Source organism: Bradyrhizobium sp. NBAIM14 (assembly GCF_020193895.1).
GTDB lineage: Bacteria > Pseudomonadota > Alphaproteobacteria > Rhizobiales > Xanthobacteraceae > Bradyrhizobium > Bradyrhizobium yuanmingense.
The window spans coordinates 23,077-37,777 of record NZ_JADYVQ010000003.1 but is presented as its reverse complement, the minus strand read 5'-3'; the positions used below and the strand labels follow the sequence as shown (position 1 = coordinate 37,777).

Sequence of the window (14,701 nt, the reverse complement as noted above, 5' to 3'; positions counted from 1 at the left end):
GATCCCCGTCACTTGAGCGGCATCATCTGGTGCATGACACCGATGAAGTAGTCGAGAAAGGTGCCCATCATCGCGGTGAGCACCACGGCAAGCACCAGGAAGCCCGCGAAGATCGACAGCGGCACGCCGACGAAATAGACCTGCATCTGCGGCATCAGCCGCGCCAGCACGCCCAGTCCGATATTGAAGACGAGGCCGAACACCAGGAACGGCCCGGAGAGCTGCAAGCCGAGGCGGAACGCGGCGGAGAAGGCGCGCGTTGCCAGCGAGGCGACGTCGCCGCTCGATACGGTCTCGCCCGGCGAGAAGATCCTGTAGCTGTCGTTCAGCGCCGCGATCACCAGATGATGGCTGTCGGTGGCAAACAGCAGCGTCACGCCCAGCATGGTCAGGAAGTTGCCGACCAGCACGCCCTGCTGGCCCTGCGTCGGATCGACCGAGGTGACGAAGCCGAGCCCCATCTGCTGCGCGATCACGGATCCCGCAACCTGGAGCGCCGACAAAGTCACGCGCGCGGTCGCGCCGAGCACGATGCCGATCGCGATCTCATGCAGCATCAGCACCAGCAGCGGCGCCAGCGAGCCCATGTCGACCTGATAGGCGTTGCGATGCAGCGGCAGGATGATCAGCGTGAGCAACAGCGCGATCGACAGCTTGATCCGCGTCGGGATGTTGGTCTCGCCGAGGCCGGGCAGCAGCATCACCATCGCGCCGACCCGGGCGAAGGCGAGCATGAAGGAAGCGGCGAGCGCCGGCAGCAGCGAGACGTCGATGCGCATAATTCACGCATAGTGCCTCAGCCGCCTATGATTCGCGACGATATCCGCAGCATGTGGGCGTGCATCGAATCGGCCATGAACGGCAGCGCCAACAGCATCGTGGCAAAGATCGCGAGGATCTTCGGCACGTAGATCAGCGTCTGCTCCTGGATCTGCGTCAGCGCCTGGAACAGCGACACGATGACGCCGACCACGAGGCCGACCACCATCAGCGGCGACGACACGATCACGATGGTCCAGATCGCATCGCGCGCGACGTCGAGGGTCTCGGGTCCGGTCATTTGGGAGTTCTCACTCTGAAATTGTTTGTCGTCATTCGGGGCTCGCGAAGCGAGAACCCGGAATCGATTTTAGCCGCAGCGTTGGTCGCACCATGGACTCCGGGCTCGCGACTTCGTCGCGCCCCGGAATGACGGCGCGCATCAGATCGGCATCTTCATGATGTCTTCATAGGCCGCGATGACGCGGTCGCGGACCGAGACCAGCGTGGACACCGCGACATCGGTGTCTGCGACCGCCGTAACCACGTCCATCACGTTGGCCTTGCCGGCGGCCATTGCGACCGTCTGCGCGTCGGACTTGCGACCGGATTCCACGACGCTGCCGACGGCGTCCTTCAGCAGCGCGGCGAAGGATTGCCCGTTCGGTTCGCTGCCCTTGCCGGCGCCGGTGCCGGTGTTCTCCAGCACGCGGGCGAGGCTGGCGTAAGCATTGGCGGCAATTGTCGGTGATGCCATGGCTCAAATGTCCTGTTCAGCTCTTGAGGATGTCGAGCGTGCGCTGGATCATCCGGCGCGTCGCACTGATGATGTTGAGGTTGGCCTCGTAGGACCGCTGCGCGTCGCGCATGTCGGTCATCTCGACCACCGAGTTCACGTTGGGATATTTGACGTTGCCGCTGGCATCCGCAGCCGGATTGTTCGGCTCGTATCGGACGCGGAAGGCGGACTGGTCGGGCTTGATCCTGCCGAGGGTGACGACCTGCGCGTCGAGCGTGCGGTCGAGCGCGGATGAGAAGGTCGGCACCTTGCGCCGGTAGGGATCGCCGCCGGCGGTCTGCGCCGTCGAGTCCGCATTCGCGATGTTCTCCGAGATCACCCGCATGCGGCCGGCCTGCGCGCGCAGGCCCGAGGTCGCGATTGCCATGGAGCGGGCGAAGTCGCTGCTGTCATTTGCCATGATCCGCCTCCTTTAGGGCCTAACCTTTGCCGATCGCGGTCTTGAGCAGGCGCAGGCTCTTCGAATAGAGCGAGGTCACCGCGGCGTAGTCCATCTGGTTACTGGCGGCCTTCATCATCTCCTCCTCGAGATTGACGGCATTGCCGGCGGGGCGGGTCTCGAAACCCGCGTTCTTGTTCTGGTCGAAGGCGGAAGGGGCCCCCGACGGCGCCAAATGCGAGGCGCTGGTCCGGGTCAGGACCAAGGGCCCCATGGACCCCGTGACGGCGCCGGCCTTGTCGAACTTGGGCTCGACCAGGTCGCGCGGCCGGAATTTCGGCGTGTCGGAATTGGAGACGTTCTCGGACAGGACGCGCTGGCGCTCCTGATGCCACTGCATCTTGGTGCGAAGCACCGACAGTTCCGGAATATCGTTGATGGACATCGTCGCGGCTCCCCCCGCCCCGACGGACCCCAGGGACCGCCGCTAGGCAGAATTTGCCGCCTGTATGGTTAACAGCTGGTTAAGGACCGGTCGTGATGCATGTCCCCAGCCGAAACTGATTCTTGCGCCCCCGCGATTCGACGGCGCGAAAAGTGGCATTAACCCAACCGTTTGGCGAGACGTGCACAGGGCAAGAAGTCGTTTTGGATCGGGCGATTCATGGGTTATTAAGAGTTGGGGACGGCAAAACTTGCCGTGGAACGTTAAGAAATCGCAGTTTGGGGCATCGTCCGCCGGTGGTCGGCTCGACTGACCATGGGCACGAGAAAAGCGCCATTTGTCGGGGACAAGTATGCAAGGCAGCCCTATCACCTTCATCGTCGCGTTCATCGTCGTTCTGGCGTTGATCGGCGTCGCTGCATGGCTGGTTCGCCGATTCGCCGGAAGCCGCATCGGCGCCAACACCCAGCGCGGCCGGATGCCCCGCCTCGCCGTGATCGACGCCGCCGCCGTCGACGGCCGGCGCCGCCTGGTGCTGGTCCGGCGCGACAATGTCGAGCATCTGCTGATGATCGGCGGCCCGACCGACATCGTCGTCGAGCCCAACATCGTTCGCGCCGCGCCCAGCCGCGACCAGATTCCGCAACGTCCGAGTGCCGCCGAACCGCCGCGCCTTGCCCCCCTGCCCGATGCCGGCGGCTGGGCCGACGACGCGCCGCGGCCCGAGCTGCTCGATCATCCCGAGCCGCAAATGCCCGAGCCGCCGCCGCGGCCCGCGCGGCCATCCTTCGCCGACGAAGTGCGTCGGCCTGCGCCTGCACTGGCCGAACGCCGCAGCGAGCCGGCTCTGGGCGGCTTTACGCCGGAGCCGATCGCGCCACGTCCCGAGCGCGAACCGCGGCCCGAGCCGCTGCCGCCGCGCATCGCCCGCGGCGAGCCGCCGCTGATGCCGCGTCCGCCGCGCGGCAGTGAGCCGATGAAGATGCCGCCGGTGCGAGCCGAGCGCGCCGCGGCACCACCGCCTCCTCCGCCCGTGCCGCAGGCTGCGCCCGTTCCGCCGCCGGCACCCGCTGCCGCGCCCTCGAGCGCCGAGCAGAATCTCGCCGAAATGGCGCAGCGGCTCGAGGCTGCCCTGCGCCGCCCGGCCGGGGAAACGGTCGCGCCTCCGGTTGCGCCGGAGCCGCCGCCCGCTCCGGCGCGCGCCGCCCGCAGCGAGCCGCCGGCACCGCCCGCTGCGCCGGCGAAGCCGGCTGCGGAAAAGACCAGCTTTGAAAATCTCGAAGACGAGATGGCCTCCCTGCTCGGCCGTCCGAAGCCGTCTTCGTGAGGTTGCCCGCCCTCCCGCGTAGAGTTCTTTTCCTTTCTGTCCTGGTCGGCGCGGCTTCGCTCGCAATGCCGTCGCATGCCCAGGACATCAGCATCAATCTCGGCGGCGGCGCCGGTGGCGGCGGCGTCACCGAGCGCGCGATCCAGCTGATCGCGCTGCTCACGGTGCTCTCGATCGCCCCGTCGATCCTGATCATGATGACGTCGTTCACCCGCATCGTGGTGGTGCTGTCGCTGCTGCGCACCGCGATGGGCACTGCGACCGCCCCGCCGAACTCGGTGATCATCGCGCTCGCGATGTTCCTCACCTTCTTCGTGATGGGCCCGGTGCTGCAGAAATCCTACGACGAGGGCATCCGCCCGCTCGTCGCCAACCAGATCGGCGTCGAGGACGCGTTCCAGCGCGCCTCCGTGCCGCTGCGCGGCTTCATGCAGAAGAACGTGCGCGAAAAGGACCTGAAGCTGTTCCTGGATCTCTCCGGCGAGGCGCCGCCGGCCACGCCCGACGATCTCGCCTTACGCATCCTCGTCCCCGCCTTCATGATCTCCGAGCTGAAGCGCGCCTTCGAGATCGGCTTCCTGTTGTTCCTGCCGTTCCTGATCATAGACCTCGTCGTCGCCTCCGTGCTGATGTCGATGGGCATGATGATGCTGCCGCCGGCGACGATCTCGCTGCCGTTCAAGCTGATCTTCTTCGTGCTGGTCGACGGCTGGTCGCTGGTGGCGGGGAGCCTGGTGCAGAGTTACGGGGGGTAAGGCTTCGTTCGCTGCTGCGTCCTTTCCGCTCTCAGCGACAGCCCCCGCTCCCTCCTCGTCATTGCGAGGAGCCCTTGCGACGAAGCAATCCAGACTGCCGCCGCGGAAAGAGTCTGGATTGCTTCGCTGCGCTCGCAATGACGAGCTTGTGGCGCGGTCGCGGGCCGCGCTTCGCGCGGAGACAGTCCTACCGCGTCATCTTGATCTGCCGCACGACCGGGATCGTGGGCAGCGAGCCGGTGTGGTCGCTCGTATCTTTGGCCTGCGGCGCGCCGGGCGCGCGGGCGGTGGCGTCGGGGAAGCGCTGCTTCATCTCGCGCAGGAAGCCGTCGAGCGTGTCGACGCTGGCAGCGAGCTTGGCGATCTCGGCGAATTCGGCGCTGGAGGCTGCGGCCGGCTTGCTCGCAATGTCGAAGGCGAGACGGTCGGCGCTCTCGCTCATCAGCGGGGCGTATTTCTCGCGGAAGCGCGACAGGCCGATCGAGTCGTCGGCGAGGGCGTAGCCGACGGCGGCGCGGATGATGTCGCTCTTCTCGACCGTATTGAGCGGCTTGAAGTCGCGGAAGCGGTCTCCGTAATAGAGCTCGATCTGCTCGGCGGATTCGCGCCAGCGCCGCGCCGCCCAGAAGATGTCGGAACGCAGGCGGAGCACTTCCCGCCCGGCGACGTTGGAGACGATGTCGAGCGCAAGATCGTGACGGCCGACGTCGCTCTGCGCACGCGCCTCCAGCAGCAGGCGCTGCTGCCGGAGCTCCCCGGAGAGATCGCTGATGCGGCTCGCGCGCAGCGCGGTGATGGCCAAATCGGGCTTGCGGTTGGCGAGATAGATCATGGCGAGGCGCGCGGCGACCTGGGCGCGCGCGGCGCCTTCGAGGCGATGATCGATCTGGTATTGCAGGAGCTCGGCAGCCTGATCGAGCAGATCGATCGAGGCGAGACGGTCGGCGAGACGGCGGATCAGCTCGTCGCCGCGGCGGCCGATCGGCGTCAGCTCGCGGAACTCGTAGAACATCCCGAGCGCCTCGACCGGCGGCAGCTCGTCGCCCTTCGGCCCGAGGAAGAGCTGCGTGAACAGCTCGGAGGCGAGATCCTGCGCCTGACGCGAGGCTTCGGCGTTCGGCTGCAGCCGCGTCGCGGTGCGCGCGGCGGTGAGCGCATCTCGGTAGCGCCCGTTCTCGGCATAGAGGCGCGACAGCATCTGCAGCGTCTTGACCTCGATCGCATCGCCGCGCCAGGTCATCGACAGCGTCTCGAGCTCGCGCAGCGCCTCGTCCTTGCCGATCTCGTCGCGCTTCTGACGCAGCGCGATCTCGAGCTGCTTGGCCTCGGCCGCAGCCGGACGGTCATTCGAGGCGACCGCGAGCTTGTAATCGTCGAGCGCATCCTTGTCGTGGCCGAGCGCCTCGGCGAGCCGGCCGCGCAGCACGGCGAAGCCTGGCGCGGCCTCGGGCGGGACACCGACCACCTCGAGCTCGTTGCGGCGCTTGGAGGCGCCGGCATAGTCCTTCACCTCGAGGGATGCGCGCATCGCGTCCATCGTCACGATGCGCTGGATGTCGAGCGGCAGCGAGGCGATGGCGAATTCGACGTTCTTGAACTTTTCGCGCGCATCGGCCCATTTGCCCTGGCGCGCATAGGCGAGCGCCTTCCAAAGCTGGGAATCGTGGCTATTGCCGATCGCAGGATTGGCGAGATCCTTCAGGCCCTGCGCCGGCCGGCCGATCAGGATGTTGGCGATCGCATGCATGATCAGCGCGCCGCTCTCCTCCTTGTTGAGCGGATCGCTCAGCATCACGTCGGTCACGGCCTTGGCCTCGTGATACATGGCGCGCGACATGTAGAATTGCGCAAGATCGAGCCGCGGCAGCGAACGCAGCGCCGGCTCGACCGCCGAGATCGCCGTCATCAGTTCGCCCTGGCGCGCCATGAAGTTTTCCGACTGGCCCTTGCGCCAGCCTTCGGGACTGAAGATCGGGCGCACGGCGGTCGGCGCCCGCTCGGCCGAGATGTCGACCGGCGACAGGGTCAAGCCGCCCTTCTTGCCGAGAATGACCTTGTCGGAGCCGACCTCGACGCCGATCTCGTCGGAGTTCGGCCGGATCGCGATGCCGTGCGCGGATTCCAGCAGCGAGAGATCGACGAGGTCCTGCCGCTTGATGAAGCCGCGCACCGGCCGCAGCGCGGTGACGACATAGAGCGTGTCGCCGGCATCGGGATCGGTGAGCTTGTGCAGCTGGCCTGGATTGGCGAAGGGGATCGCGATATTGGCGAGCGCGGGATCGGTGATGTTGCGCGACATCATCAGCGGCAGCGGCGTCGCCTGGATCTTGTCGGCGAGCGTCAACATCCAGTTGGTCTCCTTGCCGACCTCCTCGCTCGTCAGCGAATAGACCAGGGGACGGGTGAGACGGATGCGCACCGCCTGCGCCTTGTCGAGCGGGACGCGGCCGACCTCGCCGATCATCGCGCCGCCCTTGGTGCGGATCGCCTCGACATCGACGGGCTTCGGCGTATCGAACACCAGCCACACGGTGTCGCCGCGGCGGAACGCCGCCGCCGGCGTTGCGACCTGAAACGGGAACGTCACGCGCAAGCCGTCGCTGTCGCGGCGCGCATCGACGCCGGCAATCGCGGGCGCGACCGGCACCTCCACCGGCCCAGCCTTGGCAGCATCCTTGCCAGCATCCTTGGCGGCATCCTTGACCGGTTCCTTCGCGACCTCCCTGGGCGCTTCGACGGGCGCAGCCGCAGCCGCCGGCGCCGGCTTCGCAGCTTCCTTGGGCGGTTGGGCCGCTTCGGCCGCGGGAGAGGTTGCCGGTTTCGGCGTTTCGGCGGGCGGCAGCGCGGCGGGCGCTTCCACCTTCACCTCGGGCTTGATCTCGATCCTGGCCTCGCGCGCGATCGTCTCGGAGGTCGGCGGTGGGATCTCGCGATGGGCGTCCTTCTTCTCGGCGGCGGGCTTTTCCGGTGCAGGTGCAGGTGCAGCGGCAGCCGCCGGCCCGCGACCGACCGGCTTCATCTGCGTGATCGTCGCCTCGGGCGTTGCCGCCAACTTACCCTTATCGGACTGGGAGGAGACGTCGACGACGTAGTTCTTCTCGTCGCGGAACGAATGCACGTCGGCATCGCCGATCAGCGCGATCTCGACATTGGTCTGGTCGATATCGGACTTCTGCTTGATCGAGGCGACGTTCGGCGGCGCGGCGAGGACCGCGTCCGCCAGGTCGAAATTGAGATTGGCGTTGAAGACGAGCGTCAGCTTCTGCTCGTTGAGCACGGAGGAGACGCCGACCCCGTCAGGCATCTCGAACACGAAGCGCACGAAGGTCGGCTGCACCGAGGCGCGCACGCGGATCGGCGGACGCTTCCTGGACTCCGCGGCGGCACGCTGGGCGCGCAGCGCACGCTCGGCCGCGCGTGCCCGCTCGGCAAGCTCCTTGACCACGTCCATGGGCAGGCTCGGCGGCGGCCCCTTCCAACCCTCGGGCAGCAGGTCGATGAAGGTGCGCTCGCCGGCGTTCATGGTGTTCACGGTGACGCGCCGCGCCAGCGACAGGCGGATGGCGCCGCCGTCAGGGTCGCGGCGGGCGGAATTGACGTAATCGGGCGCGCCTTCTGGAATGCGCTCGACGGGCACATCGACGGGCCGGTCGAAGCGGATGACGAGGATCGAGCCCGCGGTCGTCACCTCGGAGGGAACGTCCTCGCCGAGCTTGATGACGAGACGGGCAAAGCCGCCACCGGCTGAAAACGTCGCCTCGCCCCTGATCGGATCGGCCGCCCGGCCGGGCGCCGCAAGGCCAAGCAGGAGACAGGCCGCCAGCAAGGCCGCGGCGCGGGCGTCACGCGACAAGCTCCGCGCCGATGCGCGGGCTCGCGACACAAATCCAGCGGCAGCCTCTCGCGCCATTGGCGGCATTTCTTCCGGTTCGGCGGTCATGCCGGCACTGACGCCGGCGGTGCCGTCGACTGTAGGTGTCGCCAATTAAGGACTTGTTAATGCTATCTCTTGGCTTGCGTCGGGAACAGCACGCCGCGCCGATCGAGCGGGGGGCCGATCGCCAGTTTGAATTTGAGACGCAGGCGGTTAAGCAGTTGTTAACGGCTGCACGACGGTGCCGTCGCGGCTGGTCAGTCCCTTTGCGGCACCCCATAGCGGACAAAGTCTTCGGCGATTCCAGCCTCGATTCTTCTGGCCTCTAAGATATCCGTATTGCCGCCATCGGTGTCGCCGAGCTTGAATCTGGCGACCCCGCGACCGTACAGCGCGCTCGCCAGCTTGGGGGCGTACCGCAGCGCCGCGTTGTAGTCGTCGATAGCCGCGGAGAGTTGTCCCATTTTCAGATTTATCAGGGCTCGCGAATCGTATGTCGCGGCGTTACCCGCTCCCGATCGAAGCACCATCTCGCAATCCTCCATCGCGGCCTGCAAGGCGCCGAGGATGGCCCGGGCCCAACAGCGTCCGCTCCAGGCCGCCTCCAGCTTCGGGTCAAGGCGAATTGCTTCGTCATAGTCCTGCGCTGCACGGTCGTACGCATTCCTCTTCAAGAACGCTGCCGCACGGTTGGCAAAGGCAGTGGCATAGTTGGGGTTGAGCTTCAGCGCCTCCTGAAAAGCGCCAAGGGCAAGGTCGTGCGAGCCCGTCCTCAGATAGGCCACTCCGAGGTTGTTGAAGGCTTTTGCATAATTCGGGTTATGCCGGGTCGCTGCGACGAAATCCTTGATCGCGCCTTCGTAGTCGGCTTTGGCGCTATGGGCATTGCCCCTGTTGTTGTGGGCGACGGCAAAGCCATTTGTGCTCCCCTCGCCCGCATCGATAAAGGCCGTGCAGGCCTCGATGCGAGCTTCGGGCGAGACCCGATCTGACCCGTTACATAGCTCGATATTCTTGAGTGAGCTGCTCTTCTTCGACGTCTGCGCCAAGCCTGACGAACCGGAGAGTCCAACGATCAGAATGAGCATCCCTGCCCTGATGACACTGGCCCGTGCGATTTTCACACCAAGCGCCGAACTCCGCGAGCGAAACGAAGCACTCATGTTGCGTCTCTCTGCCGGGCCGGACGCTGCGCCGGCATCACGGCGGCTTCGGCCGAGCAAACTTCTCAGCATCCCCGACAGATAATGAGCCTGCGATTGGCGCTTCGATCGGGCTCCGGCGCCGCGCCGGCCGGCGGCTTCTTCAGGACCTTGCTTTTGCCCTCTTCGATCAGCGTCGAAAATTTGGCTGACCCGTCATCAGAAATCTCGATGTGCGGCGTCGTACCTCGGATCCCCAACGTGGCAACGGGCGTATCGACCTTCATATCGCCGGTCTTCGCAACATTGCCCGCAACAAAAGTGAACGTTCCCTTGGCAAGACTGAACAGGGTCGCGTTGGACTTGCCGGCCGGCTCATACACATAGTGATCCAGCACCATACGGGCGTTGCTGGATAAATTGAACGAGCTGCCGTCGCTAAGATTTATTCCGACCCGGCCGTCGTCTCCGGTCAGCACCACGTCACCAAGATATACGGGATCACCCCTCTTGGCCTGGCCGGGCTCACTTGAGACATTCGCTTGAACGATCACTGCGCCCGCATGTTCGATCGTGACGGAGCCTGTGGCCGTCGCCACCTTCCCGATCGGTTTGGAAGACGAGCTGGCGACGGCGGGCCCGGTGGAATCGACTTGCGCTTGAGCCGCACTCGGCGAGAAATTGGCTAGCGCCAAGACCAAGCCGGTCGCCAAAGCGGCTGTCGTAGGTCTGCACATGATCCGCCCTTTCCGAGAAGATCCTATCGACTAGCGGCGGCTCATTTCTTGAACCGCTCTTGAACCGCGAAACGCGGTCGCAATAAATAAATTTCTTGTTTAATAATTTTAATCGTCCTAATTTACCGTAACGCTACGGAAGCGCCACAAATTAAATAAGCTCTCATTTGTCAATTTAATCACTTTAGCGGGAGGGATACGCGCCGGGAATGGCATTACGCGCCGCCGTCCCCGCGCCATGCGTCTCTCTGGACCAGACTTGATGATTTTCGGCGGCAAGCCTTCGGCTGCCAGCGCCCAGGATATTTGTCCCTTGGCGAGGGCCGCCCCGAAAGACCATGGCAGCACGCCGAGCCTGAATTAATCACCCAGGCGAGGTCGAGCCATGTTGGTTGCATCCGATGTCCAGGTTGGCAATAGGGCCGCCGCGGCCCTGCCCGTCCAAATCATTGGCCATATTCATACAGCGATCGGCTGCGGTACGCTCACGCGAGCCAGTGGCGTCGCCACACAGGCCGTAGCCGGCGCGCCTGTCTACCGGGCTGACGTGATAGAGACTGACGCCGACGGACAGATCACGATTCGCTTTATCGACGGTACTTTCTTCAACATCTCCTGCGACACTCGCCTCGCGCTGAGCGAATTCGTCTTCGACGTCGAAGGCACGCCACCTACAGCCCTGTTCGACGTGACCCGAGGCAGCTTCAGTTTCGTACCAGGTCGGCTGGCAGAAACCGGGTCTCTCCAGCTGAATACGCCAATTGCAGGCATTCGCGCCCGAAGTCACGCGGGCGGTTTCGGAATGCTGACGCTTGCAGCATTGACTTTCTCGGTTGCGGAAAATGCCGAGGCCGCGGACCCGGACGTCACATTCCTGGATGACGACTCCATCACTTACAAGGACCTTGCGCACGGCGCATTTGAGCTCGTGACCAAGGAGCCGATCCCACGGCACATCATCGTCGATGATCCCGGCGAAACGATCATCGTCAAGAAAGTGGGATCCACCATCAGTGTCAATCAGGTCGCGAACTCGGCCGCTCGCATGGACGAGTTGCGCGCCGCACAGCAGGACGTGCTCGCCAATCTGGACGGACAGGGGCCGCATGGCTCGAGCACGCCTCCCTTCGTCAAAACCCAATCGCTGCAGCCGATCAATTTCATTCAGCCCGACGCGCCCTCGCTGCAGAATTTGCTGGCGCCTGTGTCGCCATTCGCCATTCCCGTTTTCGACCCCATACCGCCGACACTCAGCACCGGTGCGGGGCCGACCGAGCTCGATACGGTGGTGTTTGATACATTCACTGCGACGAGCGGAATCTTCGCTGCCAGCAGCACCAGCGGCAGCGCCAAGCTGACCTTTGGCGTCATAGGGGCAACCGCCGGCGAGACGGTCCTCGGCGGAGTGACATACGACCTGTCAAAGCCCGGTCCGTACGGAACGCTCTACGTCAACAGTACGAGCGCCGCCTACACGTTCGTGCCTGACAGCATCGCGATCAACGCGCTGAAGGCGCCCACGACCGACAGTTTCGTCATCACGGTTTCCGACGGCCTCAGTTCTGCGAGTCAGACGTTCACAGTCACCATCAACGGTGTCGACGACGCTGCAATCATCTCCGGCACCACGACCGGCTCGATCGTCGAGGCTGGCGGCATTGCCAATGGAACGCCCGGCACGCCGATTGCGACCGGCACGCTTTCCGATACCGACGTCGACGACCCACCAAATACGTTCACGGCCGTGAGTTCGCCAACGACGAGCACCGGCGGCTATGGCACCTTCACGATGACGGCTGCCGGCGTGTGGACCTACACCGTGGACAATTCGAACCTCGCAGTGCAGAGGCTCAATGCCGGCCAAACGCTAACCGACAGCTTCACGGTGACCACGATCGGAGGCACGCCCCAGGTGGTGACGATCACCATCCAGGGAGCCAGTGATGCAGCGGTCATCTCCGGCGACACGACCGGCGCCGTCATCGAGGCTGGCGGCGTCGCCAGTGCTAACCCCGGCACGCCCATCGCGACCGGCACCCTCACCGATACCGACGTGGACACGATCGCAAATGCATTCACGGCCGTCGGCTCGCCGACGCAGAGCGCCGCCGGCTACGGCACCTTCACCATGACGGCTGCCGGCGTGTGGACCTACACGCTCGACAACGCCAACGCTGCGGTGCAGGCGCTCAATACCGGCGAAACGCTGACCGACACGTTCACGGTGACCACTCTGGATGGAACCGCCCAAGTGGTGACGGTCACCATCCATGGCACCAACGATGCCGCCATCGTTTCCGGCACCACGACCGGTGCGGTGACCGAGGCCGGCGGCGTTGCCAATGCGACACCGGGCAGCCCGAGCGCAACCGGCACGCTGTTTGCCGCCGACGTCGACAATGCGTCCAATACCTTCACTGCGGTGAGTTCGCCCAAGGCAAGCACGAATGGTTATGGCACCTTTACGCTAACCGCCGCCGGCGCGTGGACCTACATGCTCGACAATGCGAGCGGCGCGGTGCAGGCGCTGAATGTCGGGGACACACTCACCGACAGTTTTACTGTCACGACCCTCGACGGCACGCTACAAGTGGTGACGATCACCATTCACGGCAGCAACGACGCGGCCCTCATTTCCGGCACCACGACCGGCTCAGTGACCGAGGCAGGAACCTTCTCGCCCGGCGCTCCCATCGCGACTGGCACGCTGACCGATACCGACGTCGACAACGCGCCGAATACGTTCACCGCGATCTCTTCGCCGACCGCGAGCGACGACGGATACGGCACCTTCACGATGACCGCAGCCGGCGCATGGACGTACACCCTCGACAACAACAACAGCGTGGTTGAGGCTCTCGATTCCGGCGACACCCTGACCGACACATTCACGGTGACCGCGATCGACGGTACCACGCAGACGGTGACCGTCGCCATTCATGGCGCCAGCGATGCCGACCCCAACGATTTTGACAACCTGGCCACCGGATCGGTCGTGATCTCCGATCCTCCGAACGTGTACGGAACGCCGGGGAGCGAAACCATCGCCGGCGGCGGCGACACAGGTCAGGTCATCTATGCGGGAGCCGGCAGTGATACGGTCAATGGGACCGGCAAGACGGACGTTCTCTATGGCGGCTCAGGCAATGACACGATCAAGGGCAACGATGGCAATGATACCATCTACGGCGGCTCGGGAAACGATACGGTAAACGGCAACAACGGCGCCGATATCATAACCGGCGGATTTGGTGCGGACCAACTCACCGGCAGCAATGGCAACGATCGTTTCGCATATTTGTTCGTTGCCGATTCCCGTGCCGGTCAGTTCGACACCATCACCGACTTCGCATCGGGAGCGGACAGGATCGACCTGACCGCCTTTGGCGCGCTCGGGTTTGCCATCCTGGCGTTGAGCTCAACCAACACGACGGTGCCGCCACATACGATCGCCTGGATCTATGACAGCGCGTCGAACGAAACCATCGTGTACGTCAACTCAACGGACCAGACCCTGCACATCGGCGATTCCAGTCTGCTCGAAATCCATTTGCAGGGGATTGCAACCGTCGATGCCTCGGACTTCATCCTGGCGCCAGCGGCGCCTGTAGTGGCGGTCGCCAGCGAGCTGACCGACCTCACCGCAACCCTGCAGAGTGATGCGGCCGGGCTAATGACGATCACTTCCGAAATCTCGTCCGACTCCGGAAGCGGCGACGGCACGCTCCTCGCAGAGAGTCCGGACATCCAGTCAAGCGAGCCGCTCCACAACCTGGATACGCCTTCGGACCAGATCGAACAAACTGAATATTCGAGCATCTCCAGTTCGGACCCGATGCAAACGCCCTCGACCGAAACACTCGCTATTGTTGCGGTAGCTCCTTCGGGCAGCGGACCGTCTACGATGTCGCAATACGTCGCCGCACCGACGGAGGCCAGTTTTGTCTTCGACCACCTGGCCGGTCCCGACACAGCATTGCTGGCCAAAAGTGGCGCGATTGCTGGAAGCGGCCACATGCCTGACATTGCCATCGCCGCGCTGAATTTTGACCAGAATGCCGCCGAACAGCACGCCGGGCGCGGGCTTGCACCGGGGAACAATGCCGGGAATCACGGCGCCTCGCCTCAAGGAAACGCCGACGAGGCGGCGCATGCCCACGGTCGTGCCAACGATGGAATGGCAGAGGCGACGCTCAATCCGAGCCTTCTGAAGTCGTCGAGCGGAGGCGCCAACCATTCGCTTGCAAGCGAGACGCAGCAGCTCGGCGAGTCGTTCAAGTTCAAGGATAACGCTTCGCAGGGCTCACAGCACAGCGTGGTGCCGGATCATCTAGACCTCGCCGGTCATCCCGGCCACGCTGGAGGATTCCACGGGCTCGAACTGGCGTTCACGCCTGAACCATCTCCGCCCGATGTTGATCCGCCTCATGGCCCAAGTCCGGCTCACGGCCACGGCTTGCACGATCTGATCTTGTGACCCCCGA

At 64.6% G+C, this 14,701-nt stretch carries 11 protein-coding genes; 3 read left to right on the top strand and 8 right to left on the bottom strand.

The window, feature by feature from the left end; genetic code table 11:
• Positions 1-8: 8 nt before the first annotated feature.
• The 5 genes from fliR to flgB all read right to left on the bottom strand — a co-directional run bounded on the left by fliR (position 9) and on the right by flgB (position 2,382).
• A complete protein-coding gene (gene fliR / locus I6F28_RS08980; RefSeq protein ID WP_157280795.1) occupies positions 9-779 on the bottom strand; it encodes a flagellar biosynthetic protein FliR in 771 nt (256 codons plus the stop codon).
• 17 nt (positions 780-796) lie between these two features.
• The gene (gene fliQ, locus I6F28_RS08975; protein WP_025037372.1) at positions 797-1,060 is read right to left on the bottom strand and encodes a flagellar biosynthesis protein FliQ; all 264 of its coding nucleotides are present in this window, start codon (positions 1,058-1,060) and stop codon (positions 797-799) included.
• Between the two features lie 141 nt (positions 1,061-1,201).
• On the bottom strand, positions 1,202-1,516 hold the full coding sequence (gene fliE, locus I6F28_RS08970; protein ID WP_036027907.1) for a flagellar hook-basal body complex protein FliE: 315 nt from the start codon (positions 1,514-1,516) through the stop codon (positions 1,202-1,204).
• A gap of 16 nt (positions 1,517-1,532) precedes the next feature.
• Positions 1,533-1,958 (bottom strand): flagellar basal body rod protein FlgC, encoded by a 426-nt coding sequence (gene flgC, locus I6F28_RS08965; RefSeq protein ID WP_036013073.1) that lies wholly within the window; start codon positions 1,956-1,958, stop codon positions 1,533-1,535.
• A gap of 19 nt (positions 1,959-1,977) precedes the next feature.
• Positions 1,978-2,382 (bottom strand): flagellar basal body rod protein FlgB, encoded by a 405-nt coding sequence (flgB, locus tag I6F28_RS08960; protein WP_036013075.1) that lies wholly within the window; start codon positions 2,380-2,382, stop codon positions 1,978-1,980.
• 352 nt (positions 2,383-2,734) lie between these two features.
• On the opposite strand from flgB, the gene I6F28_RS08955 reads away from it, so the two are divergent.
• Entirely contained in the window at positions 2,735-3,709 is a 975-nt protein-coding gene (locus tag I6F28_RS08955; protein WP_225139735.1) for a flagellar biosynthetic protein FliO, read from the top strand.
• A complete protein-coding gene (gene fliP / locus I6F28_RS08950) occupies positions 3,706-4,464 on the top strand; it encodes a flagellar type III secretion system pore protein FliP (protein WP_036027911.1) in 759 nt (252 codons plus the stop codon). Before I6F28_RS08955 ends, fliP begins: the two co-directional genes overlap by 4 nt.
• Before the next feature lie 187 nt (positions 4,465-4,651).
• On the opposite strand, the gene I6F28_RS08945 is transcribed toward fliP, so the two are convergent.
• The 3 genes from I6F28_RS08945 to I6F28_RS08935 all read right to left on the bottom strand — a co-directional run bounded on the left by I6F28_RS08945 (position 4,652) and on the right by I6F28_RS08935 (position 10,193).
• Positions 4,652-8,374, bottom strand: a complete 3,723-nt coding sequence (locus I6F28_RS08945; protein ID WP_225139946.1) for a tetratricopeptide repeat protein — start codon at positions 8,372-8,374, stop codon at positions 4,652-4,654.
• A 221-nt stretch (positions 8,375-8,595) separates the two neighbouring features.
• Positions 8,596-9,501: a tetratricopeptide repeat protein gene (locus I6F28_RS08940; protein ID WP_225114655.1), complete on the bottom strand. Its 906-nt coding sequence runs from the start codon at positions 9,499-9,501 to the stop codon at positions 8,596-8,598.
• 65 nt (positions 9,502-9,566) lie between these two features.
• Positions 9,567-10,193 (bottom strand): FecR family protein, encoded by a 627-nt coding sequence (locus tag I6F28_RS08935; RefSeq protein WP_306469098.1) that lies wholly within the window; start codon positions 10,191-10,193, stop codon positions 9,567-9,569.
• Positions 10,194-10,602: 409 nt separating this feature from the next.
• Between I6F28_RS08935 and I6F28_RS08930 the strand changes: the two genes are divergently transcribed.
• Entirely contained in the window at positions 10,603-14,694 is a 4,092-nt protein-coding gene (locus I6F28_RS08930; RefSeq protein ID WP_225139734.1) for a VCBS domain-containing protein, read from the top strand.
• Positions 14,695-14,701 lie beyond the last annotated feature (7 nt).